Consider the following 23,076-nt stretch of genomic DNA (forward strand, 5'->3'; position numbering starts at 1 on the left):
CCGGTTGCGGTGTTGTCGGCCGACGCGGCATTGCGCACGTCGGCGGCGAAGTCACGTTATGAACGCACGCTCGGTGACTCATAGAACGAGTGCGCCGAGCGCTGGTACGCGAGCGCCACGTTGCTTTGAAGCACCACCGTGGCTGCTGGAGTGGTGGATACGGCACACCGCAGGACGAGCAACCTCGCGGAGACAGCGGCAGCGCAGAGTGCCGGAGTGATCGCGACGGTCGGCGCGACGCGCCGTCCGCTCGGCAGGGAGCGGAAAAGTACAGTGCCGTCGATGGCGTCGACGGCGACCTCGAAGCCGAAGCCGAAGCCGAAGCCGTGGTGGCTCCTGAGAGCGCGCACGTGACGCGTCTTCTCGTCGATCATGCGTGGCTGCGGAGTGTCGGCGCCAGGGTGTGCCTCACGAACGTTCACCAGCACGAACCTGATCGCGTCACCGTACGTGCGGTGCAGGTCGAGCGGCCCCCGCCCCGCGCTCTCGGTTACCGGGCAGGTCAGTGAACCGAAGACGAGCAGGACGGGACGGCCGTCCGCGGCGATACTCTTCCTGCTGAAGCGGCCCGCGTCAGTTGTCGGCAGGTCGATGCGGGGAATCCTGACCCCGGCGCCCAGATCGCCCCCCCGGGATCCGCAGATCACGCATGATGCCCGCGAAGATCGGCCGGTCGACGCGGTAGCGGATGCCCTCGCCGCGGGTGGTACGCGCTGTGGTCATCATGGGCTCCTCAGACGGATCCTCCGGAGATGGATGAGGTCCCGGGGCACGCACGGTCGACAGCACCTCACGATGCCTCGGGACCTCGGTCAGGGGTCAGCCGGTCAGCTCGTAGGGAACGGGCTGGTTCTCCCTGGCCCAGAGCTTCTCGATGTCGGACTCCGGCGGAGGCGGAACGAGGCCCTGGACGCGCCAGAGGTCCATGGGGGTCTCGTCGATGTGGACCTCCCAGTCGTAGCCGCGCTCCTTGACCAACGGTGCCAGCTTCTCCTCGATGACCTCCATGCACAGGAACCGCAGCTCGGGGTCGTCCATCTGCCGGGCGATGTGGTCCACGCGGATCCGTATGAAGTTGTTGTTCGCCTTACCACCGACGTACATGGTGTCCGCCGGCATGTCCTTGAACAGGACGACGACATAGAACTTCGGCAGGTCATAGGCGTAGTCCGTGTAGAGCGAGGTGATCCTCTGGGACAGCTGTTCCTTGTCCTGCGGGGTGAAGGCGTTCTCGGGGGTGAAGATCTCCCAGTACGGCATTGCGGCTCCTTGATGGATGGATCGGTGACGGAAGGTGCGGCTCGTCGATGCGGCTCGGGAGGGTGGCTCAGCCCCGGAGGTGCTTGACGAAGTGGTCCCGTGCGGCTGCGGAGAGCTCGTCGAAGCCGGGGCCGCTGTAGAAGTCGAAGTGGCCGCCCTGCTTGACGATGATCTGCTTCGGCTCCCGGGCCTCCGCGTACGCGTCGAGGGCCAACTCGAACGGTGCCACCCGGTCGTTGTCGGCCACGATCATCAGGAGCGGGGTCGGCGCGATGCGGCTGATGAAGGTACCCGGTGCGTACTCGGTCACCATTTCCATGCTTCGAGCCGTCAGCTCGTTCTTCCAGTTGGGCGCCCGGTCCGCCGACGTCTTGCTGAACCACTCGTAGGCGTCGGCCGCGGGCATCACGGCCTGCGCCGTGGGGTCGGCCGCGACGACCGGGAGCACAGCGGGCTCTCCGCCGGTGAACCGGTTGAGTCGGTCGCCCTCCTGGATCGCACGGAAGACCGGGATGAAGTCCGGCCGGATCGCCCGGCTCAGGGTGCGCGGACCGGTGATGAACGGCACCTGGGAGACGACGGCCTTCACCCTCTTGTCGATCGCCGCGACCATGAGGACGTGTCCACCGGAGAAGCTGGAGCCCCAGATGCCGATCTTCGACGCGTCCACCTCGGGGCGGGTGGTGGCGTAGGTGATCGCGTTCCGGAAATCCCGGTACTGCAGGACCGGGTCGACCTCCTGGCGGGGGGTTCCCTCACTGTCGCCGAAGTTCCGGTGATCGTAGGCGAGCACGTTGAGGCCGGCTTCGGAGAAGACCACGGCATAGTCGTCGAGGTGCATCTCCTTGACGCATGACAGCCCGTGCGCCAGGACCACGACCGGTGCCGGCGTGCTGGTGTTCCTGGCCGGATAGAACCAGCCCCGGAGGGTGACGCCGCCCTCGCCCTTGAACTCGATGTCTTCTCGATTCATGTGATCTTCCGATTCGCTCGCGATGGTCCGTCGGTCGTGTGGCGGTTCACTCGGAGTGATCCGACACTCGTGAGTGGTGGTGGCGGGCCCAGAATCCACGAATGCCTGTGAGGGCTCATAGAAGGATCGCGCCGCGGGGTGGTACGGCTGTGCCACGGCTACGAGGAGACGGTCAGGCGCATCCGTGGGCTTCCCGGTAGTCGCCGGGCGACAGCGAGAACTCCCGACGGAACTCCCGTCCGAAGTGGCTGGCATCGCAGAAGCCCCACCGGTGCGCGATCGCGGCAATGCAGAGGTTCGTGTTCACCAGGTCGCCTCTGGCCGCTGCCAGGCGGTGCATGCGGATGACCGCCCCGACGGTGTCCCCGGTCGACGCGAAGGCCCGGTGGACCGTCCTCGGAGAAACGCTGTGGGCGGCGGCGAGGTCGGCGACTCTGATCGGTCCACCGGCGAGATGGCCGATGATCCAGTCTTCCAGCCGCCGTCGGAACAACTGCAGGAACTCGTCGTCGCCGATGTGGGGGCGACCCGCACGGATCATGCCGGCGATGAGGACGAGGAGGGCGTTGCGCGCTCCCTCGACCTCCGCCGCGGACATCCGCCCGATGCGACGGTCCAGGCTCATGAGGAAGCCGTGGAGGAGGTTGGCCAAAGGGTTCTGAGCCGTCTCCTGGAGCAGGCAACCGGGTGCACCGCCCCCCGCGTCGAACGGGGAAAGGGCGCTCATGGGCACCCGGACCGTTCGTTTGGCCAGGTGATCCGGTATGACGAACCGCCCGGTGGTGCGGGTGCTCATGATGAGAACCGTTCCTGGTCGCAGGACGACGGTCTCGTCAGAAGTCTCGATGATCTGTTGGCCGGCCCTGGCGGCGAGGAGCAGCAGCGCGTCATCGTCCTGACGCACCGCGTTTCTGCCTCGGGTCCCTTCGACCCGCGGGCACACCCAGTCGGTGATGAGAAGGTCTCCGAGGTCCAGCTCCTCAGCAGATCCGAAGCGCTCGACCGGCCCGGTGAGCTGCAGGTCCATGGAGACGAGGCGGTCGCGGACGGCGAGCCTCCAGCGGACGTCCAACTCTTCGGGTGCCAGCAGGTCGGCGGGGCTTAGCATGGACGGGGCGACAGTCACTTCGGCTCCAACTCGATAGAAGCTGTCCTCTCGGTCGTAACTCGTAGTTTGCTTCGTCGAAACATTCCGGTACTTGCCCTGAGGCGACAAGGATTTGTCCTTGCGTGACACCGATCTACCTGTCCGGTGCTCTGCCCTGCAGGGGCTGTCCGCGCTCGTCACCGAGATCGGCGGCTCGGGCCCCGAACTCCTCGCGGCATATGGCTTCGACGAGGCGAGGATCGCCGAGGGCAACTCGTTCGTCCGTCTCCGACTGGTCGAGCGCGTTCTCGAGGAAACGGCCGGCCGATTCGCGCTTCCGGACCTAGGGTTGAGGATGGCGGCGCAGCAGGATCTGCATGTGCTGGGACCGCTGGCGATCGCCATGGAGAACGCACGCACGATCGGCGAGGCCGTCGAGTGCGCGTGCCGGTACCTGTTCGTCTACAGCCCGGCCCTCTCACTCGAGGAAACCGAGGATCCGCTGGGAAGTCCCGGTGTGGTCGGCCTTCGCTACACCACCACGGGCATCAACGCATCCCCACAGGCGATCGACTACGGCATCGGGATCGTCCACCGAGTCCTGATGCTGATCCACGGCGACGCGCCCTACGGACTTCGTTCGGTCCTGCTTCCACACGCTCGCCTGGCACAGGAAAGCTCCTACCGGAAGTACTTCGGGGCCGAGGTCAGATTCGACTGTCCGAGCGCGGTCCTGCGCGTCCCGAGCCAACTGTTCTCGACGCCGGTCAGCGGCGGCGATGACCTGCTTCACGACATCGCGATGGACCATCTCGAAACGCACTTCGGCCACCAGCACGTGCCGATGTCGGACCTGGTCGCGGCGATTCTCGGCGAACAGCTCGGACCCAGCGGTCCGGACCTGTCGAAAGTCGCGCGCCTGCTGAGTCTCCACCCGCGTTCACTGCAGCGGTCCCTGTCCAGGGAGGGCACGACCTTCTCCGGCGTCGTCGATCGTGTACGAAGGAGTCAGGCCCTGGCCTTGATCACGACGACCGACCTGTCCTTCTCGCAGATCGCGGCCGGCCTGGGGATGCAGGAACAGTCCAGCCTCACTCGTGCGGTACGTCGGTGGTTCGACACGTCACCTTCCAGACTGCGACGCGAAGGACTGGAGCCGGAAGGTCGGTCCGCCCTCAACGACTGAGCGTGCTCCGCGAGCCCTGAGCCGGCCCCCGGGCGATCTCGTCTCTCTACGGTCTCAAGTCCGCCGTCACAGGTCTGAGTTCGGAGCCGCCTCTGCCCGGGAGTGCCTGTTCGGCCCAGATGACCTTGCCCTCACCGCTGTGCCGTGCGCCCCAGCGCTCGGTGAGCCGGGCGATGAGGAGCAGGCTGCGGCCACCTTCGTCGAAGACCCGGGTATGGCGCAGGTGCGGGGCGGTGCTGCCGGCGTCGCAGACCTCGCACGTCAGGGTGGATCGGAGGATCATCCGCAGCTGTATGGGGGCTCTGCCGTGTCGGATGGCGTTGGTCATCAGTCCGCTGACCATGAGCTCCGTGGTGAAGGACGGTTCTTCCGGGCCCCGGGCGGCGAGTTGGACGGATGCGTGGGTGCGGGCGCCGCGGTCTCCGAGGGCAGCGCCCATCGTGGCTGGAGCAGATCGGGGCGGATGCCGGGCCGGTCGAGGACGCGCGCGGGGGGCATCGGTGATCCACTCACCGACCGCCAGAGCGAGGTCGCTCCGGCCGGCACCGCACACGCGGTCAAGGGCACGCCGGATCAGGGACGATGCGTCGGCAGGCGCGGTCTTCCACCCGGATCACGGGGCGTGGAGAACTCCATGATCTTGGAAGCCGCGCCCGCCACGCTCCCTCGGTCGACGCCGAGCCGGCAGATCGCCACGAACCAGACATCGAGCGCGTCGTTCCGGCGCTGCCGGGCAAGGCTTCCGCGTTGCCCGGCAGCGCCGGAACGACGCGCTCGATGGTTACTGCATTCCGTCTACCGCGCGGCAACGGTCATGAAGGCACCCGGGCTGCGTGGACTCGCAGAGACGGGCGACACCGCGCGCCTTGGCATTCGAAGTTCCACGGCCTCACGGTCATCGCGACGGCCGGCAGTCACCATGACACGCGCCATGGTCGGCGCGTGATTCCTCGCGCCGCCGAGGAGCCGAGCTCAGATACGCTCCAGTACCGTCGCGTTGGCCAGCCCGCCCGCCTCGCACATCGTTTGCAGGGCGTAGCGCGCGCCCCGCTCCCGCATGGCGTGAACGAGCGTCGTCATCAGGCGAGCTCCGCTCGCGCCGAGCGGGTGGCCGAGGGCGATCGCGCCACCGTGGACGTTGACGCGGGCCTGGTCCGCGCCTGTTTCGGCGAGCCAGGCGAGCGGGACGCTGGCGAATGCCTCGTTGACCTCGAAGAGGTCGATGTCGTCCAGGCCGAGCCCCGCCCGCCGCAGCACCTTCTCCGTCGCCGGGATGACGCCCGTCAGCATCAGGAGCGGGTCGGAGCCGGTGACGGCGAAGCTGTGCAGTCGGGCGAGGGGCCGCAGGCCGAGCCGCGCAGCGGTCTCGCTGCTGGTGATCAGCACAGCCGCCGCGCCGTCGTTGGTCGGGCTGCTGTTGCCGGCCGTGACCGACCAGTCGATCTGCGGGAAGCGGCGGGCGAATCCCTCGTCCTCGAACGCGGGCCGCAGGCCGGCCAGGATCTCCGGCGTGGTGGTCGGGCGCACGCTTTCGTCCCTGGTGAGCCGTCCCTCAGGCGTGGTCAGCGGCGCGGTCTCGGCGTCGAAGAGGCCGGCCTCCCAGGCCCGCGCGGCCTTGGCGTGCGAGTCGGCGGAGAAGGCGTCCATCGTCTCGCGGTCCAGCTTCCAGCGCGCAGCGATCAGTTCGGCGCTGACGCCCTGCGGCGGGAGCCCCTCCGGGTAGCGGGCGGCAATGCCCGGACCGAACGGATCGGCGCCCGGCGGCACGTTCGACCACATCGGGACCCGGCTCATCGACTCGACGCCGCAGGCGATGACGAGGTCGTAGGCGCCGGCGATGACGCCCTGCGCGGCGAAGTGCACGGCCTGCTGGGAGGAGCCGCACTGACGGTCCACGGTGGTCGCCGGGACCGTCTCCGGGAAGCCCGCCGACAGTACGGCGTAGCGGGTGGTCTTCATCGCCTGCTCGCCGACCTGGTCAACGGTGCCGCCGACCACGTCGTCCACCAGGGCTGGGTCGATCCCGCTGCGTTCGACCAGCGTGCGCAAGGTGTGTGCGAGCAGTTCGACGGGGTGCACGGACGACAGCGCACCGCCCGGCTTGCCCTTGCCGATCGGGGTACGGACGGCCTCAACGATCACTGCATCCCTCATGGGAGCCTCCCTGGCCTCATCATCCCTACCGGTCGGTATGGAATGTGGACTCTCACTATAGATCTGTGAGTAGGAAAATCAAACCCACTTCACGCCGCGCGAGGACGACAGCGGCCCGCGTCCCCGTCACCTGGAGCGGCCACGAGAACGCGGCGGTCAGCGGAGCCGCCTGGTCCAGGAAGCGGTGTACGGCCTCGGCGTCGGCTGGGGGCGCGTAGAGCACCGCCCGGTTCACGCCGATGTCCCGCAGCTCCGCCAGGTGCGTGGGCTCCGGCTCGGCCCCGAAGACGGTCACCGGCACGTCATCGGCGCGTCCGGCCGCACGTCGCGCGGCACGCAACTTCGCGACGTGCTCGGCCGGTTCGGCCGCGGGCGTGCCGGCGTGCGGCAGCCACTCGTCGCCGAAGTCGAGCACCCGGCTCGCCGCGAGGGGCCCGGAACCGCCCACCAGAACCGGCGGGCCGGACGGCCGGTGGGGCTTGGGCCAGGACCACAGGGGTCCGAAGCGCATGTGCTCGCCGCGGAACTCGGCGACGTCGTCCTCCCGGATCCGGCGCATGGCCTTCACTCGCTCGGCCATGACACTCCAGCGGCGCCTCTGCAGCCACTTGCGCAGTTCGGCCCCGTGTCCGTCCAGCTCGGGCGGGGGCAGCCGGTAGGCGGCCGGGGTCTCGGAGAAGCGGATCGGGTGCCGTGGCGTGGGCACGGCCCGGTCGCCTTCGCCGACTCCCCCCGCTGACGCGACGGCGAGGGGGCGGACGGTGCACGGCCGCCCCCTCGCTACAGGGCTCAGTGGTTGCGCGGGAAGCCCAGGTCCACGCCCGCCGGGGCATCCGCCGGGCCCGGCCAGCGGGTGGTGACGACCTTGCCGCGCGTGTAGAAGTGCGTGCCGTCGTTGCCGTAGATGTGGTGGGCGCCGAAGAGGGCGTCCTTCCAGCCGCCGAAAGAGTGGTAGCCGACCGGGACCGGGATCGGGACGTTCGCGCCGACCATGCCGGCCTCGATCAGTGAGGTCACGCGTGCCCGGCGGGGCGGGGGTCGTCGCGGGGCTGTGGCGGGACGGGCCGGTTGTTCAGGTCCACCGACAGGAAGATGTCGTTCGCGACGGGGTTGCGCATCTCCTCGGCGAGCTGGCCGATGAGTCCGGCCGTGCGGGCGAGCAGGGCGAAGGCGCGGAGCAGGTCCAGCGGAAGACCGAGGTCGGCGAGTGCGGCACCGCAGACCCCGGCGCCGTTGAGCGGCAGGGTGCTGCCCAGCACCTGGGGATGGACCCGGCCGATGGCCGCGAACAGCGACAGGTGCGGGCCGAACAGCCCTTCCTCCGTGGCGAGTTGGAACAGCCTCGGAGTGCGGGGGTCACCTTGTTTGTGGACGTGGTGTCCGAGGCCGGGGATGAGCTCCCGGGCCTCCCTTCGGGAGCGTACGGTGGCCAGGGCGAGTTCGTCCCAGCCGGCCTCGTCGGTCGGGTGGCCGTTCTCCAGCGTGGACAGGGCGTCATGCAGGAAGCGGCCGCAGTCCTCGGTCACGCCGAGGAAGCGGGAGCCGCCGCCGAGAAGCCCTGCGGCGATGGCTCCCTGTATCGAGTCGGGGGCTGACAGGTATGTCAGCCGGGCCGTTATGGCGGTCGGGGTGAAGCCGTGGTCGGCGAGTGCGGCGAGCACCGCCTCGAACACCCGTGTCTCCCCGGAGGTGGGGCGGCGCTGCGTGGCCAGCCAGAACGCCAGCTCGCCGAATCCCACCTCGCCCATCACGTCGGCCGCGAGGTCCTGGCCGAGCAGGGTGATGCTGTCCAGGGAGGACGCACCGAGGGCGGTCGGGTACTCGGGCGCATTCGGTTTCTCAGGCATTCTCGTCCTCCGGATCGTCCCCTACGCCGTCCTCCAGCCACTTGCGGAGTTCGGTCCCGTGCTCGTCCAACTCGGGCGGGGGCAGGCGGTAGGCGGCGGGCGTCTCGGAGAAGCGGATCGGGTGCCGTGTCGTGGGTACGGTCCGGTCTCCCTCGCCGACCTCGACGACCGGGTCGAGTCCGAAGCGTTCGGCCATCGCGAATCCGCCGTCGATGGTGTTGATCGGTCCGCAGGGGACCCCGGCGTCGACGAGCAGGTCGAACCACTCCAGGGCGGTCCTCGTCCTCAGCCGTTCGAGCAGGAGGGGCCGGAGTTCCTCCCGTCGCTCGGTACGGTCGGCGTTGTGCCGGAAGCGGGGGTCGTCGGCGGCCTCGGGGATCCCGAGCACTTCGCACAGCTTGCGGAACTGGCCGTCGTTGGCCGCGGTGACGATCAGGTCCTGGTCGGCCGTCGGCAGCGGTTCGTAGGGGAAGACGCTGGGGTGCGCGTTGCCCATCCGGTAGGGCACGGTGCCGCCGGCCACGTAGGAGGAGCTGTGGTTGACCAGCCCGGTCAGTGCCGACGAGAGCAGGTTCACCTCGACGAGCTGGCCCCGGCCGGTCGCGTCGCGGTGCCGCAGGGCGGCGAGGATACCGATGGTGGCGTGGTTGCCCGCCATCACGTCGAAGACCGAGATCCCCGCCCGGTACGGCGGCCCGTCCGGATCACCGGTCAGGCTCATCAGCCCGGAGATCGCCTGCACCATCAGGTCGTAGCCGGGTACGTTCCGGCCGGGTCCGGCTCCGAAACCGCTGATCGACGCATACACCACGCCCGGGTTCCCGGCGCTCACCGAGGCGTGGTCGAGGCCGTACCGTGCCAGTCCGCCCGGCTTGAAGTTCTCGATCACCACGTCCGCGCGCCGGGCGAGCTCCCTCGCAAGCCGCGCGTCCGCCTCGTCGCGGAAGTCGAGCGCGAGCGACCGCTTCCCGCGGTTGATCCCCAGGTAGTAGGTCGACACACCGTCGCGCACCGGCGGCGTCCACGTGCGGGTGTCGTCCCCTTGAGGACCCTCGACCTTCACCACGTCGGCCCCGAGATCGGCGAGCAGCATCGTCGCGTACGGACCGGCGAGGATGCGGGAGAAGTCCGCCACGAGCAGCCCGTCGAGCGGTCCGCGTGAGCCGCCTGAACCGCTGTTCATGGGCTACGCCCCCTCGTTCTGCACGGCGACGCCCTCGCCGCGGTACTCGCTGTAGGTGTAGGGGTTGGAGATCACCTCGGTTGTCGGGATGTCCGGCTCCACGGCCTCCCGCCACGCGTCCTCGCCCATCGTCGACCGCGCGTGATCGACCGTCGCGGCGACCGCGGTGCGTGCCCGCTCCAGGTCGACGCCGACCAGTTCGTGCGCGTACTTCACCACGGTTCCGTTGACCAGCACGGTGTGCACATCGGCGCGGGTGGCCTGGTAGACCACGTGCCCGTAGGGGTGCAGGATCGGATACATCGCCGGGCTGCGGTCGTTCTTGAGCAGGACGAGGTCGGCCTTCTTGCCCGGCGTCAACGAGCCGATGGTGTCGCTGAGGCCGAGCACTCCGGCGCCGCCGATCGTGGCCCACTCCACGACGTCCCGGGCCCGCAGGCTGTGGTGCACCACCGTCTCCCCGGCCGCGTGGGCCGCCATGTGCTCCCGCGTCCGGTCGGCCGACAGCGTGGCGCGCATCGCCGAGAACAGATCGGCGCTGAACCACACGCTGGTGTCCATCGACAGCGACACGGGGATGCCGTGGCGCCTCAGCCGCCAGGTGGGAGGGTAGCCCTGGCCGGCGTTGTGCTCGCTTTCCGCCGACACCGAGACCGTGCCGCCCGAGGCGGCGATCCGGTGGTACGAGTCCTCGCTGAGCGTCGCCGAGTGGACATAGGTGACGTCGGGCGTCATGAACCCGTGGTCCCACATCAGACGTATGCCGTTGTCGTTCGTCGCGCCCCAGACGCCCGCGTGGGTGGTGACCGGCAGCCCGAGCTCGTGGGCCGCCTCGAACGCTGCCTTCTCGGGGAAGGCGTCGTCACCGGTCACGTCGAAGGCGAGTTGCAGGCCGAGCATGTCGTCCCGTGAGGCGAAGTTGCGGTCGGCGAAGGACCGGAAATCCGGTGAGCGGGTCCACTCCCAGGGCGCACCCAGCAGATTGCCGTAGGCCAGCACGAAGCGGCCCGGCACGGCGCGCAGGGATTCGACGGCCGCGTCCCCGTGCTCGGGCGTCTGCAAGCCGTGCGACCAGTCCAGCGTGGTGGTCACACCCGCGTCGATGGCCTCGATGCCGGACAGCAGGTTGCCGGCGTGGATGTCCTCGGGGCGGAAGATCTTGCCCCAGGTGAGGTAGTAGAAGACGAAGTACTGCGAGAGGGTCCAGTCGGCTCCGAGGCCGCGCAGCGCGGTCTGCCACATGTGCCGGTGGGTGTCGACCATGCCGGGCATGAGGATGCCGCCGGCGCAGTCCACCACCAACGCGTCGTCCGGTGCCTGGAGGTCCCTTCCGACCTGCTCGATCAGCTCGCCGCGGACCAGGACGTCACCGCGGTCGAGCAGGCCGATCGTGGGGTCCATGGACAGGACGGTCGCGTCGCGGAACAGGACGGGGCGTCCGGGGGTGAAGTCTTCTCTGCGTGGCTGTTCGATCGTCATGTGGTCACCTCGTTGTGGAGTCTGTGGTCCGTGCCCGCAGAACACGGGAGCGGGCGGTCAGGGGTACGGCCGCGGTGGCCAGGCCGAGGGCCGGTGCCGCGCATCCCCATGCGTAGCCGTCGAGTCCCGTCAGCCCGAGGGCGTGGTCGAGTGACCAGGCGCCGGGGCCGGTGAAGGCGAGGACCGCGGCCACCGCGCCGTAGGAGAAGGGCACTTCGCAGCCGCCCTGCTGGGCCCAGAAGCCGTTCGGCGCGGTCGCCGCCGCCGCGACCGCCGTGGTGCCGACGATCACCGCGCAGCCGCCGGGAGTCAGCAGCCCGGCCGCGACCGTGACCGCTCCGGCGAGTTCGGCCGCCCCGGCGACGAGCACCATCCGCCGGCCGGGCACGAAGCCCCACCGATCGAAGACGGCGGCGGTCCCGGCCCGCCCGGCACCGCCGAACCAGCCGAACAGTTTCTGGGTGCCGTGGCCGAACAGCAGCGCGGCGAACAGCGGCCGCAGCAGGAGCGGCCCGAGACTCACGGCCGCGGCTCGTCCGTCGTCCGGGGCTGCAGCACGAAATCGAACTCGGCGCGCAGGTACGGCTCGTCGATGGTGCCGCCGTCAGGGGAGGAGCCTGCCGGTTCCTCGGTGAAGCGCACGATCAGCTCGTCCTTCGTGCCGAACACGACATCGGTGTCGAGGAATTCGGAGCCCTCCCGGAACAGATGGGTGATGAGCTTCTCGTGGCCGGGGTGGTCGATCAGGAAGTGGATGTGCGCGGGACGGAAGTGACTGATGTCCGTCCTGCCGATCAGGTCACCGACCGGACCGTCCATCGGGATCGCGTAGCCGCGTGGCGCGATGGTGCGCACGCAGTACGTGCCGTCCGCCCGCGTCCGGTACAGCGCGCGCAGCCGGGCCTCGTCGATCTCCGGCAGCTGCGCCTCGTAGGCGCCGTCGGCGTCGGCCTGCCACACGTCCAGGACGGCGTCGGGCAGAGGCGTGCCGTGGAGGTCGAGGACCCGGCCGGTGATGAACAGCGGCGTGCCCGGGATGCCGTCCGACATGTCGGCTCCGAATCCGGCTGTCGGAGAGCCGTCGATGTGAAAGGGACCGAGCACCGTCGCCGGAGTGGCCTTCGCCGAGAAGTGATGGTTCAGCTGGACGACGAGCGTGCTCAGACCGAGGACGTCGGAGGCGAGGATGAACTCCTGGCGCTTGTCGTCACTGATCCGGCCGGTCGCCGTGAGCCACTCGACGGCCGCCGCCCACTCCTCCTCCGTCAGCCGGACCTCGCGGACGTACGCGTGGAGGTGCCGCACCAGCGCCGTCATCAGCTCGGCGAGCCGGGGCGAGTGAGCGGTGGACCACCGCTTCACCGCCAGGTCGCTGAGGTTGTCCTCCGTCACGAAGGCCATGGAATCCTCCTCGATTCGTTCCGGGCTCGACCGCTGTACGGACGCTCGTCCGTACAGCGGACACAGTGGTGCATGAGTGACTGGTAAATCAAGCCCTTGGATGGCTGCATGCAAAGCCGCACTGGGGTGACGCGGTCGGACTCATGTCCGCTGCCGAGAGATGAGTGGCCCGTCACCGGCAGGTGACGGGCCATGGGGCCGCGATGATCGGAGAGGTCAGAACATCGTGTTGTCGTTGGCGGAGGTGGCCGGGACGTCCTGTACGGCGTCCCAGTGCTCGATGATCTTGAGCTCGCCGTTCTTCTGCTTCTCGACCCGGAAGATGTCCACGACGGACTGCCCACGGTCCTCGGGGCTGAGGCGGTAGTGCGCGTGGATGGCGACGTAGTCCTTGTCGGCGATGACGCGCTTGCGTTCCACGATCAGGTTCGGGAACTGGCGGAAGAAATTGGTGAACTGCTCACGCAGGCCGGCCGAGCCGTTGGGGATGGTCGGGTTGTGCTGGTAGTACTCCGGCGCGAGGTACTTGACGGCGTCGGGGTTCTTGTCGACGAGGAGGGTGTCGAAGTAGCTGGTGGCGATCTTCTCGCTGAGGTGTGTCTGCCAGCGGGGGCCGCTGGGCTGGTTCGTGTGCGGGTTGCTGACCGTACCGAACATGTCGTTGCCGTTGACGGTGGTCGCCGGCACGTCCTGGACCGTGTCCCAGTGCTCGGCGATCATGCCGCTCCTGGGGTCGAAGCGGAAGATGTCGACCACGGCCGAGCCACGGGTGCCGGGCTCGAAGACGGGGTTGGAGTGCACCAGGACCAGGTTGCCCTGGGCGAGGACCCGCTTCACGTTGTACTGGTGGTCCGGGAAGCGCGCGGTCCAGTCGCGGATGAAGTTCTTGATCGCTTCCCGGCCGTTGGGCGCGGCGGGGTTGTGCTGGATGTAGTCCGCGCGGATGTACCGGTCGGCGACCTTGAGGTTGCCCTCCTCGAAGAGCTGGGTGAGGACGTGGACGGCGACGCGCTTGTTGCGCTCCTGCGTGGCGGGACTCGTGTGCGGGGCGTCGAGGCCGAGGGCCGGTCCGCTGTGGGACGGTGCGGAGGCGGTGGCGGTGGCGGCGGGTGCGAAGCCGGCCACTGCTCCTACGGTCGCCACGGCCAGGAGGGTGGCTACGGCCTTACGGGTCGTCCGGGTGGTGCTGCTCGACCGTGTGGTGCTGTACATGGGGGATCTCCAATGCTGTGCGGACGGCGGTGAAGCGCGTCGCTGGGTGTCCGGTGAGGGATCGGGCGTGAGTGAGGGGTCGGTGTGACCCTCCGGCCCCGTACGGGCTCAGGCGCGGTCGAAGGTGAGGAGGAACTCGATGTCTCCCTCGTCCTCCACCGCGATCCCGCCGAAGTTGGGTGCGTCGATGCCGTAGTCGGCGAAGGTGACGGGAATGGAGCCGTTGACCCGGAAGCCGTCGGCGGTGCGCTGGGCGTCGAGGTCGAAGGAGACGGGGTTGGTCTTGCCGTGGACGGTCAGCTCGCCCGTGGCCTCGGCGCTGACCTCCTCGCCCACCTTCGGCGTCGACCCGAAGTCGACGGGCTCGGTGAGCTCGAAGGTGGCCTCGGGGTACCGATCGGTGTTCATGACCCGGCCGCGGAACTGGCCGTCGCGCTGGTCGGAGTCGCTCTTCACCGAGGCCAGGTCGACGGTGAAGGATCCGCTGACGGCCCGGTTGCCCTCGATCTCCAACTCGCCGGTGACCTCCTCGGTGCGGCCCACCGCCGTGACGTTCTGGCCGAAGAGGACCTCGTCGACCCGGTAACCGGCCTGCGAGCCGCTGCCCACCCGCCAGGCGCCCTCGACACCCTCCTGCCCGGCCTGCTCCCCGGAACCTGAGGAACTGCCCGAGGAATCCGAGCCTGGCGGGTTGTCGAGCGAGAGGGCGGCCGGTGGCTCGTCCTGGACGTAGTTGATGTAGACGTAGGGGCCCGCCGTTCCCAGCACGACGGCGGTGGCCGCACCGGCGATGAGCCAGCGCTTCCAGTGCCTGCGGATACTGCCTGCCATGGTGTCTCCCTAAGTATTTTAGACTTTCAACTGAAGTTTCAAATATTTGGTCGGGGGTCGGCCTGGGCGGAAGGGCTGCTACGGGTGTCCGCGGGCTCGGTCGCGGCCGGCGAGCGGCGTGAGGTCAGCCCAGGAGCTGCTCGGAGACCTGCCAGAGTCGCTCGGCCGCCTCCGGGTCCAGGGCGTGTGGCGCGACCCCGGTGTTGGTGCCCGGCTGGTGCGGTGGGGCCTCGTCGCAGTCCTCGAAGTACCGGCCGCTGATGCCGTCGAGCAAGGGTGAGGCGGCCAGCAGGGCGGAGGTCGCGGCGCCCTGTTCGATCGATTTGAAAGACATGTCGGGCAGGGGCGTTCCTTCACCGAGGAGGGCTTGCAGGTGGGTCATGAACAGGCCCATCTGCGCTTCGTCCAGGTAGCGCCCCAGGTTGGTCCGGATCCCGCCGGGCATCAGCGCGTTGGCCGTGATCCCGTCGTCGGCCCATCGCCGGCCGGCCTCGACCGCGAACAGCACGTTGGCCGTCTTGGACTGCCCGTACGCCAGCCACGGGTCGTAGGGCCGCTCGGTGAAGTGGAGGTCGTCGAAGACGACGGGCGAGAACAGGTGCCCGCTGGAACTCACGGACACCACGCGGGCACCGCCGGCCCTGGCTAGCGCGCCGCGCAGTCCGGTGGTCAGGGCGAAGTGTCCCAGGTGGTTGGTGGCGAACTGCAGCTCCCAGCCCTGGGGTGTGCGGCTCTCCGGGGCAGCCATGACCCCCGCGTTGTTGACCAGGATGTGCAGCGGACCCTGCCACGCGGCCGTGAACCCGCGGACGGATGCCGGATCGGCCAGGTCCAGCGTGGCGACCCGTACGCCTTCGTTACCGGTGGTGGCCCGGATGGCCTCGGCGGTGCGGTGGCCGGCCTCGGTGTCCCGTACGGCGAGCGTGACCTCCGCGCCGGCGCCGGCGAGCGCCCGGGCGGTCTCCACACCGATGCCGGACGCGGCCCCGGTGACGACGGCGCGGCGGCCCGTGAGGTCGATGCCCGCGATGACGTCGGAAGCCGTGGACCGGCTGGTGAACGGAGTGGTGATGCCTGCCCTCGTGGCCATTCTCGCAATGCTCCCTGTTTGCTACGCTCGAAGCGGAGGTGCCTCCGGTTGCTTGAACCTTAAACGGAGGGCCCTCCGATTGTCCAGAGGGAGGAAAGCTGTGACCAGCACCACACGTGGGCTGCGTGCCGACGCGAGACGCAACCGGGAACGCCTGCTCGAAGTCGCGGGGCGCGCGTTCTCCGAGGTCGGCACGGACGCGTCCCTCGAGGCCATCGCCAAGGACGCCGGCGTGGGCATCGGAACGCTCTACCGGCACTTCCCCACCCGCGAGGCCTTGATCGAGGCCGCCTACCGCAACGAACTCGCCCGGGTCTGCGACAGCGCCACGGAGCTGCTCGCACAGCTCCCTCCCGACCAGGCCATGCGGCGGTGGATGGACCTGTTCATCGACTACCTGGCGGTCAAGCAGGGCATGGCGGACGCGCTGAAGGCCGTCATCGCCTCCGGCGACGAGGATCCGTTCGCCGAAAGTCTGGAACGGATCAGCTCCGCCATCAGCACCCTGCTGCACGCCGGGGCCGAAGTGGGAGTTCTGCGCTCGGACGTGGACCCCCTGGACGTCGGCTTCAGCCTCGGCGGTGTTCTGCTGATCACCAGCGACAAAGGGCTGCGCGACCGCGCGGGCCGCATGCTCGACCTCCTGCTCGACGGGCTCCGCTACCGCGCCGGCTGATGCGCCCCGGTGAGGCCATCGCCAGACGCTGCCACTACCGACGCCGCACCCGAGGTCACGAACTCCCGCCATTTGACGGCGCATCAGCCGCGTACACTCAGAAACCCGGTCCTGACCAGCGGTGATAGCGAAGTGCAACGGGAGTACTAGGGTCGTCGGGCTCCGTTCGGTCGCGAGACCCGCACCGGAGGAAACCCAGGGGGAGCCCGTTCCCGACGCTGTCCGGCGGCAGGGGCTGGGATCGCCGGACGACGTGGCACCGGTCATCGTGTATCTGGCGTTGAAGGAGTCGGCCCACATCACCGGACAGGCCATCGCGGCGGGGAGCGACCGTGCGGACCGGCTTCAGGGCTTCGGGCCCAAGCCCCTCGATCTGGCGGCCTTCGAGGAGGCGTGACGCGCACGCGGCCTGTCGACGGCCCTCAGGTCCGTGAAGGGGGCAGTGGCTCCTCAGGCCTGCGGCACCGCGGCGACACGGGCGAAATCCGCGCTGATGTCTCCCGCCGTCTGCAACAGCGGTGGCAGATGCTCCTCGACAAGTCGCTCGACCGATGTCTCGGCCGCGTGACAGTTGACATTGAGCGCCGCGATGACTTGGCCGGAGCCGTCACGCAGCGGGGCCGCGACCGACCGGATACCGGGAGCCAACTGCTGGTCCGTCAGCGCCCACCCCCGTGCTCGCACGTCGCGCAGGGCCGCATCACGTTCGCCGAGGTCGGGCTGCCAGCACGGCGTCAGCCCCGAACGGGAAGGCTCGGCGAGCACCTGCTTCAGCTCATCGGCCCGCAAGGCTGCCAGTAGTACCTTTCCCAGAGAGGTCTGCAGAGCTGGAAACCGTGTTCCGATCTGCACCGACAGGGTCACGAGCTTGGGGACAGCCACCCGGGCCACATAGATGATGTCCGATCCGTCCAGCTGAGCCACGGAGCACGACTCGCCGGTTCGCTCCACCAGACGCTCCATATGGGGCCGCGCGATGTCCCACAGACCCATGGAGCGTACGTAGGCCACCCCGAGTTCGAGCACCCTGGGGGTCAGCGCGAACCCCGCCTCACAGGAGCGGACATAGCCCAGTTCCTCCAGGGTCAGCAGAATCCTGCGGGCGGTCGGCCTGGCGAGCCCGGTGGCGCCGGCGACCTGAGCCAGTGACATCTGTGGCTGCCCGGGCGGAAACGCGGCAATGACCTCGAGCCCTCTGGCCAATGCCTCGATGAAATCCGGTCCTGTTCCCTGGCGTGGCACGCGACTCCTCGGCTGCGGTCGAGCTATGGGATCCCACAGTCAGCCTAACGCGTGTCCGTGCTGCGGACATGAGTTCAGGCAGGACTTCCCAGCGTAGGGATTGACACCGGAAGGGTCCGAAGTGACGCCGACCCTAACCGTCCGCCAGTCGGATGATCGTCCGACAGGCGTCATAGCCGCTGCCGCCGCGGACGCGGCGTTCCCGAGCTGGGCAGCGATGCCCGCCCGCCGGCGAGCGGAGATCATCGGCCAGGAGCTCGCCCTCCTCGGAGGCAGTGAGGCCGCGCGGGCGGCCCTGCTGACCAGGGAGAACGGCAAGGTCTCCTTCGAGAGTCAGGTGGCGATGGGGGTTTTCGTCGCACGCACCCGGGCGGCGATCGACCTGGCCGACTCCCTCGACCAGGTACGACGCCTCGACGGCCCGCCGCTGACCTCGCACATCCATCGGCTCCCCACGGGCGTGGTCACCGTCATCGTGCCGTTGAACTGGCCGCTCGCCATCCTCGGGGCGGGCCTGCCGTACGTGCTGCTCGCCGGGAACACGGCCGTGGTCAAGCCCCCGCCCACCGTGCCGCTGGCCATGGTGCGCACGCTGGAGCTGTTCGCCGCGGGCTCCCGGCGGGGGTGCTGAACGTCGTGACGGGCAGCAGCGACGCGGTCGCCCCACTGCTCACCGACCCTCGTGTCCGAAAGATCGTCTTCACTGGCAGCACGGCCGCCGGCAAGCACATCGTGGCGGCCGCCGCACAGAACCTCTGCCTCGGTGACGCTCGAACTCGGCGGCAACGACCCCGCGATCGTCCTCGACGACGCTGTACTCGACCCGGAGCACATCGGACGGCTCGGCCGGGGGCTCGTCCAGGGCGCTTTCCTGCCAGCGGCCAGATCTGCATGGCGGTCAAACGGGTGTACGTCCATCGCTCCCGCTACGAGGAGCTCGTCGACGCGCTGACCTCCGCCCTCGACACCCATTGCGTTGGGCGCGGGAACCGATCCCGCCTCGATCATGGGCCTGCTCAACGTGCCGCCCAGCGCGACAAGGTCACCGCCATGCTGGCCGAGGCCGCCGACGCCGGAGCCGAGGTGCGCGAACGGGGCACTCCGGCCCCCGGCGCCGCCACCTCCGGGGGCCACTTCCTGCGTCCCGCACTCGTCCTCGACCCCCGCTTGCGGATCGTCACCGAGGAGCAGTTCGGCCCCGCCCTGCCGATCCTGCCGTTCGACGACGGCGATTCCGTGGTGGACCGGGTCAACGACGACTGGTCGGGACTGTGCTCCTCGGTCTGAAGCGGCGATCCCGCCCATGCGGGCAGGATTGCCGAAGGCTGCGTACCGGCACCACCTGGATCAACCACGCCAACGCCGTCGCGTGTAACGACCGGGCTCCCTTCGGCGGCTTCCGCCAGAGTGGCATCGGACGGGAGACGGGCTCGGAGGGCCTGCTCTCCTTCACCGAAGCGCACACCATCACGACCCACGGATAGAAAACGGCGAGTGCGCCTGTACCCCGCCGGCCTTGAGTGGGTGGGGTACTGCCATACTCCGGCCGTACGTCAGAGCAACGGACCCGGCCGCTTCGAGCGGACGGGGTCCAGTCGTACTCCGGCCGTACGTCACACTCCGGCCGTACGTCACACCAACGGCACGGACACCGCGTTGTAAGGGGTGTTCTCGTCCCGGTCCGGGGTGGTGAAGCGGGAGTTGGGCAGGTAGAGCCGACCCCTGTACGCGGCGGCCGTGGTGGGCAGGTCGAAGCGGTCGTCCCTGATCACCCCGATCGCGGTGCCCCTCGTGCCCGACCGGTTGAGCCGGATCACGTCCACCTGGTTGGGGTTGGGCTGGACCACGTAGAGCGTGCGGCCGATGAGCACCAGCCCGTCGCCGCTGGGCAGCGTCGTGTCACCCAGGTCCACCTTGCGGGCCACGCCGGTGCGGGGGTTCACGCGCATCAGCGATCCGCCGTCCGCGGCCGCGTTGGTGATGAGCAGGGCGCTCCCGTCGGGGGTGAGCGAGATGCCGTTGGACGTGAATCCGGACTGCACCCATTCACCGCTCAGCGTGAGGCTCTCCGGGGCGCCGATGCGGCCCTGCCTGCCCAGGGGCAGCTTGAACAACTGTGCGCTGAACGACTCGGTGAACCATGCGGCGTCGCGGGTGAGCAGGACGTCGTTGACGAAACTGTTCTCTCCGGCGACCACGTGGTTGGCGAGCAGCGCACCACTGTGGGCGTCGACGACCCGCAGTTCACCACTGCTGCCGCCGGCCAGGAACAGCCGGCCCCAGGAGTCGACCTTCAGGCCGACCGTCATGCGCCCCAGGCCGCGGTGGACGACCTTGCCCTTGCCGCTCGCGAGGTTCACCCGGTACACGCCGCCGGTGGCGATCGATCCGAAGTAGGCGTACGGCGCGGAGCCGATCGCGACTCCCTCCGGCCCCCAGCCGTTGGGCAGCGAGAACTCCCCGGGCCAGGATCCGGCGGTGTCCGGGGCGGCCTGTGCCGTACCACCGATCAGGGCCGTCGCTCCCAGGGCGATGCCCGCGCCGAGAAGCTGCCTGCGTGCGAGAGAACTTGTCATCGATCGTCCTTCCACGGAAAACAAGACGGGCCGTGCCGGTCCGGCTGGGCACCTGGATCAATTCTTGAGAGTTCAAGCATCTGTGCACAGCGACGAATGTCCTGACTCTCCTCGGTTTTCCGGCCGGAAAGCCGCCGGGCCGGTGGGAGCACGACCGCCAAGGCGCGCCACTCGACACCGGACCGACCTCGCAAGGCCGAACGCCGCGCACGAGATACGTCATTCGTCCTTACTCCCAGCGCTCGCCTCCCGGCTCTCTGTCCAGGCCGTCACCGCTGGGCCATCATCCGAAAACCTGCCGGTCGCAGTGGCGCGACCGGCGTGAGTACGGTGACGGCGTCGCGCCGCGCCGGGAAGGCGAGCGGGCATGAGCGTGCAGCGACCGCACATCGAACCGGGCAGGCTGTTCATCGGCGGAGAGTGGCGGGACGCGGAGTCCAAGGAGCGGCGCGACGTCATCGATCCGTCCACCGGCAAAGTCGTCACCACGGTCGCGGAGGCCGACGGGACCGATTTCGCCGTCGCGGTGGCCGCCGCCCGTGAGGCCTTCGACGCGGGGCCGTGGCCCCGGACGCCGGCCCGCGAGCGCGCCCGTGTGCTGCACCGAGTGGCCGATCTAAGGCGAGCAACCTGGCGCTGGACAGCGGCGGCAACGTCGCCAGCGGCTCGAACCTGAAGCAGTGGCAGGTGCTGGACCACGCCAATCTCCAGTGGCAGGCGATCGAACTCGGCAACGGCTACCACAGGCTCGTCAACCGCACCAACGGCATGGTCGCCGACGGCTGGGACTCCACCGCCGACGGCGACCCGGCCCGGCAGAAGGCCTGGGACGGCAGTCGGACCCAACAGTGGCAGATCACCCACCGCGGCCAGGGCCGGTATTCGATCGCCAACCGCGGCACGGGACTGGTTCTCGACAGTGGCGGGAAGGTCGCCTCAGGGTCCGTGACCAAGCAGTGGACGTGGCAGCAGAACAACAACCTGCTGTGGACGATCACGCCGGTCGGCTGACCGACGCCGCCCCGGCCTGCCGGAGATCGTCGTCGGCGGGCGCGTGTCTCGCGTCAAGCGCCCGGCAGGACCGCCGTGCCCGTCTCCTCCGCCAGTGTCTCCAGGAGACGGGTCTGGAACGCCACGTCGTGGACGCTGGGATGTGGCTCCCGACGTTGGCGGTGGTACCAGTACCCGCCCGTCGTCAGCGCCTGGGGCTCGTCGCTCGACGCGAGCCACTCCTGGGTCCGGTGGCCGAGTTCCAGATCGTCCGGCGCGCTCGGCCCGCCCATCTTCGTCGGCACCCAGCCGGGGTCCACGGCATTGCTCGGCACTCCGGGACGCAGGCGCGCCAGCGCCGCCGCGAGCGTGGTGACGAACAGCTTGCTGTCGGCGTACGAACCCGCGCTCCTCCCACGCCAGTCGACGCCGGTGAGGGAGGGCCGGCCGCTGTAGTGCGAGCCGCTGCTCAGGTACACCAGCCGGCGTGGTCCGTCCAGCAACGCCGTGAGCAGGTACGGCGCGACGATGTTGACCGGCATGACCGCCGGGCCGCTCCACACGCCGGCGTTGTGGATGACCGCGTCGAGCGGCTCGGCGTCGTTCAGCTCGGCCGCGATGCGCCGTACGGCGTCACGCTCCGTGAAGTCGCCCACCACGAGGTGGGCCCCGCGACCGACCAACGTCTCCAGGGCCGCCGCGCGCCGCGGGCTGCGGGCGTGCACCACGACCTCGTGGCCGGCGGACAGGAGCGTGTCCGCCGCCGCACGTCCCAGACCGTCCGCGGAACCGGTCACCAGAATCCGACTCAAGATCGCACCGCCTCTCGGATGATCGCCGTGTCCCGGTCTCGCGCGTCGGCCACCGTGGGGTGGCGTGGCCGGCGACCGGGTGCGTGATCCGTTGAAGCCCGGCCCGATCCCCAGCACACTGGAACGCGGCGGCGCCACCTCCCGGGTGACGCGCCGCCCCCCGACAGGCTGGAGTGACGGCGTGGACGGTCACAGCGATCCCCTCGAAGGCGACCCCGGCCTGTTCGGACCGGACTCCGTGACCTGGCAGGTCCACGGCGACCCCATGATGTGGATCGCCGGGGTCCGCGCACTGTACCTCCAGGCCCTGCACCCGCGCGCGGTGCGCGGCGTCACGCAGAACTCCGACTTCCGCAAGGACGCCTGGGGCCGGCTGCTGCGCACGGCGAGCTTCGTCGGCACGACGACGTACGGCACCACCCAGGCCGCCGAGCACGCGGGTGCCCGGGTCCGGAAGATCCACAGCCTGCTCTCGGCGACCGACCCGGACACGGGGGAGCGGTACGGCGTCGACGAGCCGGAGCTGTTGCTGTGGGTGCACTGCGCGGAGATCGACTCCTACCTCCACATCCTGCGCCGCTCCGGCTACCCGCTCACCGAGGCCGCCGCCGACCGGTACGTCGGCGAACACCGCGTCAGCGCCCGTCTGATCGGCCTCGACCCCGCCGCAGCACCCGGGAACACCGCGGAGCTGGCGGCCTGGTTCAAGCGGGTGCGGCCCGAGCTGGCGGCCGGCCCCGAGGCACGGGAGGTCGACGACTTCCTGCGGCGGCCGCCCACCCACCCGTTGCTCGTACCGGCACGTGAAGCACTGTGGCGGCGCGTGGCGAACCTGGCGTACGCCTCCCTGCCGCCGTACGCCCACGAGTTGTACGGCAGACCCGCCCCCGCCCCCACTGTGGTCACCCGCCGCCTACGGCTCACCGGAACCTTTCTTCGCTCGATTCCCGCACGTCTGCGCTGGCAACTCCCGCCCAAACACATTCTCCGCGCCATGTCACGGCTGGGCCCCGGCTCCCGCCCGGCACCGTACAAAGTCGGCAGATAGGCCGCCATACTGGACGGGCCAGGGGAGGG

Annotated in this window: 22 protein-coding genes and 5 pseudogenes; 8 read left to right on the plus strand and 19 right to left on the minus strand. The window is 69.5% G+C overall.

All coding sequences use genetic code 11. The features are described from left to right. Positions 1-56: 56 nt before the first annotated feature. The 4 genes from ACZ52C_RS31070 to ACZ52C_RS31085 form a co-directional block, all read right to left on the minus strand. The gene (locus ACZ52C_RS31070; protein WP_469077859.1) at positions 57-647 is read right to left on the minus strand and encodes a hypothetical protein; all 591 of its coding nucleotides are present in this window, start codon (positions 645-647) and stop codon (positions 57-59) included. 172 nt (positions 648-819) lie between these two features. Next, entirely contained in the window at positions 820-1,260 is a 441-nt protein-coding gene (locus ACZ52C_RS31075; protein ID WP_469077860.1) for a tautomerase family protein, read from the minus strand. A 67-nt stretch (positions 1,261-1,327) separates the two neighbouring features. Further along, entirely contained in the window at positions 1,328-2,233 is a 906-nt protein-coding gene (locus ACZ52C_RS31080) for an alpha/beta hydrolase (RefSeq protein WP_351418081.1), read from the minus strand. A 172-nt stretch (positions 2,234-2,405) separates the two neighbouring features. After that, the gene (locus ACZ52C_RS31085) at positions 2,406-3,359 is read right to left on the minus strand and encodes an AraC family transcriptional regulator (protein ID WP_469077861.1); all 954 of its coding nucleotides are present in this window, start codon (positions 3,357-3,359) and stop codon (positions 2,406-2,408) included. Between the two features lie 100 nt (positions 3,360-3,459). Here ACZ52C_RS31085 and ACZ52C_RS31090 point away from each other — a divergent pair, with 100 nt between their 5' ends. Beyond that, entirely contained in the window at positions 3,460-4,506 is a 1,047-nt protein-coding gene (locus ACZ52C_RS31090) for an AraC family transcriptional regulator (protein WP_469077862.1), read from the plus strand. A gap of 46 nt (positions 4,507-4,552) precedes the next feature. On the opposite strand, the pseudogene ACZ52C_RS31095 reads toward ACZ52C_RS31090, so the two are convergent. The 12 genes and pseudogenes from ACZ52C_RS31095 to ACZ52C_RS31150 all read right to left on the minus strand — a co-directional run. Then, positions 4,553-4,918, minus strand: a pseudogene (locus ACZ52C_RS31095) (ATP-binding protein); the annotation flags it as partial. A 560-nt stretch (positions 4,919-5,478) separates the two neighbouring features. Continuing rightward, a complete protein-coding gene (locus ACZ52C_RS31100) occupies positions 5,479-6,660 on the minus strand; it encodes a thiolase family protein (RefSeq protein WP_469077863.1) in 1,182 nt (393 codons plus the stop codon). A gap of 55 nt (positions 6,661-6,715) precedes the next feature. Beyond that, positions 6,716-7,366: an LLM class flavin-dependent oxidoreductase gene (locus ACZ52C_RS31105; RefSeq protein WP_469077864.1), complete on the minus strand. Its 651-nt coding sequence runs from the start codon at positions 7,364-7,366 to the stop codon at positions 6,716-6,718. 83 nt (positions 7,367-7,449) lie between these two features. Further along, positions 7,450-7,665, minus strand: a pseudogene (locus ACZ52C_RS31110) (methylmalonate-semialdehyde dehydrogenase (CoA acylating)); the annotation flags it as partial. 8 nt (positions 7,666-7,673) lie between these two features. After that, positions 7,674-8,507, minus strand: a complete 834-nt coding sequence (locus ACZ52C_RS31115) for a citryl-CoA lyase (RefSeq protein ID WP_469077865.1) — start codon at positions 8,505-8,507, stop codon at positions 7,674-7,676. Next, the gene (locus ACZ52C_RS31120; RefSeq protein WP_469077866.1) at positions 8,500-9,690 is read right to left on the minus strand and encodes a CaiB/BaiF CoA transferase family protein; all 1,191 of its coding nucleotides are present in this window, start codon (positions 9,688-9,690) and stop codon (positions 8,500-8,502) included. The genes ACZ52C_RS31115 and ACZ52C_RS31120 overlap by 8 nt, the downstream gene beginning before the upstream one ends. Before the next feature lie 3 nt (positions 9,691-9,693). After that, entirely contained in the window at positions 9,694-11,169 is a 1,476-nt protein-coding gene (locus tag ACZ52C_RS31125; RefSeq protein WP_469077867.1) for an amidohydrolase family protein, read from the minus strand. A gap of 4 nt (positions 11,170-11,173) precedes the next feature. Next, positions 11,174-11,692 (minus strand): DoxX family protein, encoded by a 519-nt coding sequence (locus ACZ52C_RS31130; RefSeq protein WP_469077868.1) that lies wholly within the window; start codon positions 11,690-11,692, stop codon positions 11,174-11,176. Beyond that, positions 11,689-12,570, minus strand: coding sequence for a dioxygenase family protein (locus ACZ52C_RS31135; protein WP_469077869.1), 882 nt, complete (start codon positions 12,568-12,570; stop codon positions 11,689-11,691). The genes ACZ52C_RS31130 and ACZ52C_RS31135 overlap by 4 nt, the downstream gene beginning before the upstream one ends. Before the next feature lie 216 nt (positions 12,571-12,786). Continuing rightward, positions 12,787-13,782, minus strand: coding sequence for a nuclear transport factor 2 family protein (locus ACZ52C_RS31140; protein ID WP_469077870.1), 996 nt, complete (start codon positions 13,780-13,782; stop codon positions 12,787-12,789). Positions 13,783-13,890: 108 nt separating this feature from the next. Next, positions 13,891-14,613 (minus strand): YceI family protein, encoded by a 723-nt coding sequence (locus ACZ52C_RS31145; RefSeq protein ID WP_469077871.1) that lies wholly within the window; start codon positions 14,611-14,613, stop codon positions 13,891-13,893. 124 nt (positions 14,614-14,737) lie between these two features. Then, positions 14,738-15,703, minus strand: a complete 966-nt coding sequence (locus ACZ52C_RS31150) for an SDR family NAD(P)-dependent oxidoreductase (RefSeq protein ID WP_469077872.1) — start codon at positions 15,701-15,703, stop codon at positions 14,738-14,740. A 100-nt stretch (positions 15,704-15,803) separates the two neighbouring features. Between ACZ52C_RS31150 and ACZ52C_RS31155 the strand changes: the two genes are divergently transcribed. Together ACZ52C_RS31155 and ACZ52C_RS31160 are read left to right on the plus strand one after the other, a co-directional pair. Next, positions 15,804-16,379 (plus strand): TetR/AcrR family transcriptional regulator, encoded by a 576-nt coding sequence (locus tag ACZ52C_RS31155; protein WP_469077873.1) that lies wholly within the window; start codon positions 15,804-15,806, stop codon positions 16,377-16,379. A gap of 253 nt (positions 16,380-16,632) precedes the next feature. Further along, positions 16,633-16,776 carry a hypothetical protein gene (locus ACZ52C_RS31160; RefSeq protein ID WP_469077874.1) on the plus strand — a complete coding sequence of 48 codons (144 nt, stop codon included), beginning with the start codon at positions 16,633-16,635 and terminating at the stop codon, positions 16,774-16,776. A gap of 53 nt (positions 16,777-16,829) precedes the next feature. Here the strand turns inward: ACZ52C_RS31160 and ACZ52C_RS31165 are convergent, their stop codons facing one another. Next, positions 16,830-17,621, minus strand: a complete 792-nt coding sequence (locus tag ACZ52C_RS31165) for an IclR family transcriptional regulator domain-containing protein (protein WP_469077875.1) — start codon at positions 17,619-17,621, stop codon at positions 16,830-16,832. A gap of 217 nt (positions 17,622-17,838) precedes the next feature. On the opposite strand from ACZ52C_RS31165, the pseudogene ACZ52C_RS31170 reads away from it, so the two are divergent. After that, positions 17,839-18,908, plus strand: a pseudogene (locus tag ACZ52C_RS31170) (aldehyde dehydrogenase family protein). Continuing rightward, positions 18,893-19,105 (plus strand): aldehyde dehydrogenase family protein, encoded by a 213-nt coding sequence (locus ACZ52C_RS31175; protein ID WP_469077876.1) that lies wholly within the window; start codon positions 18,893-18,895, stop codon positions 19,103-19,105. Before ACZ52C_RS31170 ends, ACZ52C_RS31175 begins: the two are co-directional and overlap by 16 nt. Before the next feature lie 147 nt (positions 19,106-19,252). Here ACZ52C_RS31175 and ACZ52C_RS31180 read toward each other — a convergent pair whose 3' ends face one another. After that, positions 19,253-20,197 (minus strand): NHL repeat-containing protein, encoded by a 945-nt coding sequence (locus tag ACZ52C_RS31180; RefSeq protein ID WP_469077877.1) that lies wholly within the window; start codon positions 20,195-20,197, stop codon positions 19,253-19,255. A 367-nt stretch (positions 20,198-20,564) separates the two neighbouring features. Here ACZ52C_RS31180 and ACZ52C_RS31185 point away from each other — a divergent pair. Beyond that, positions 20,565-20,822, plus strand: a pseudogene (locus ACZ52C_RS31185) (aldehyde dehydrogenase family protein); the annotation flags it as partial. Positions 20,823-20,827: 5 nt separating this feature from the next. Then, positions 20,828-21,208, plus strand: a pseudogene (locus tag ACZ52C_RS31190) (RICIN domain-containing protein); the annotation flags it as partial. A 53-nt stretch (positions 21,209-21,261) separates the two neighbouring features. On the opposite strand, the gene ACZ52C_RS31195 reads toward ACZ52C_RS31190, so the two are convergent. Further along, positions 21,262-21,999: an SDR family NAD(P)-dependent oxidoreductase gene (locus tag ACZ52C_RS31195; protein ID WP_469077878.1), complete on the minus strand. Its 738-nt coding sequence runs from the start codon at positions 21,997-21,999 to the stop codon at positions 21,262-21,264. A 181-nt stretch (positions 22,000-22,180) separates the two neighbouring features. On the opposite strand from ACZ52C_RS31195, the gene ACZ52C_RS31200 reads away from it, so the two are divergent. Next, positions 22,181-23,047 (plus strand): oxygenase MpaB family protein, encoded by an 867-nt coding sequence (locus ACZ52C_RS31200; RefSeq protein WP_469077879.1) that lies wholly within the window; start codon positions 22,181-22,183, stop codon positions 23,045-23,047. Positions 23,048-23,076: the final 29 nt, after the last annotated feature.

This window comes from Streptomyces sp. NPDC034049, assembly GCF_055575575.1.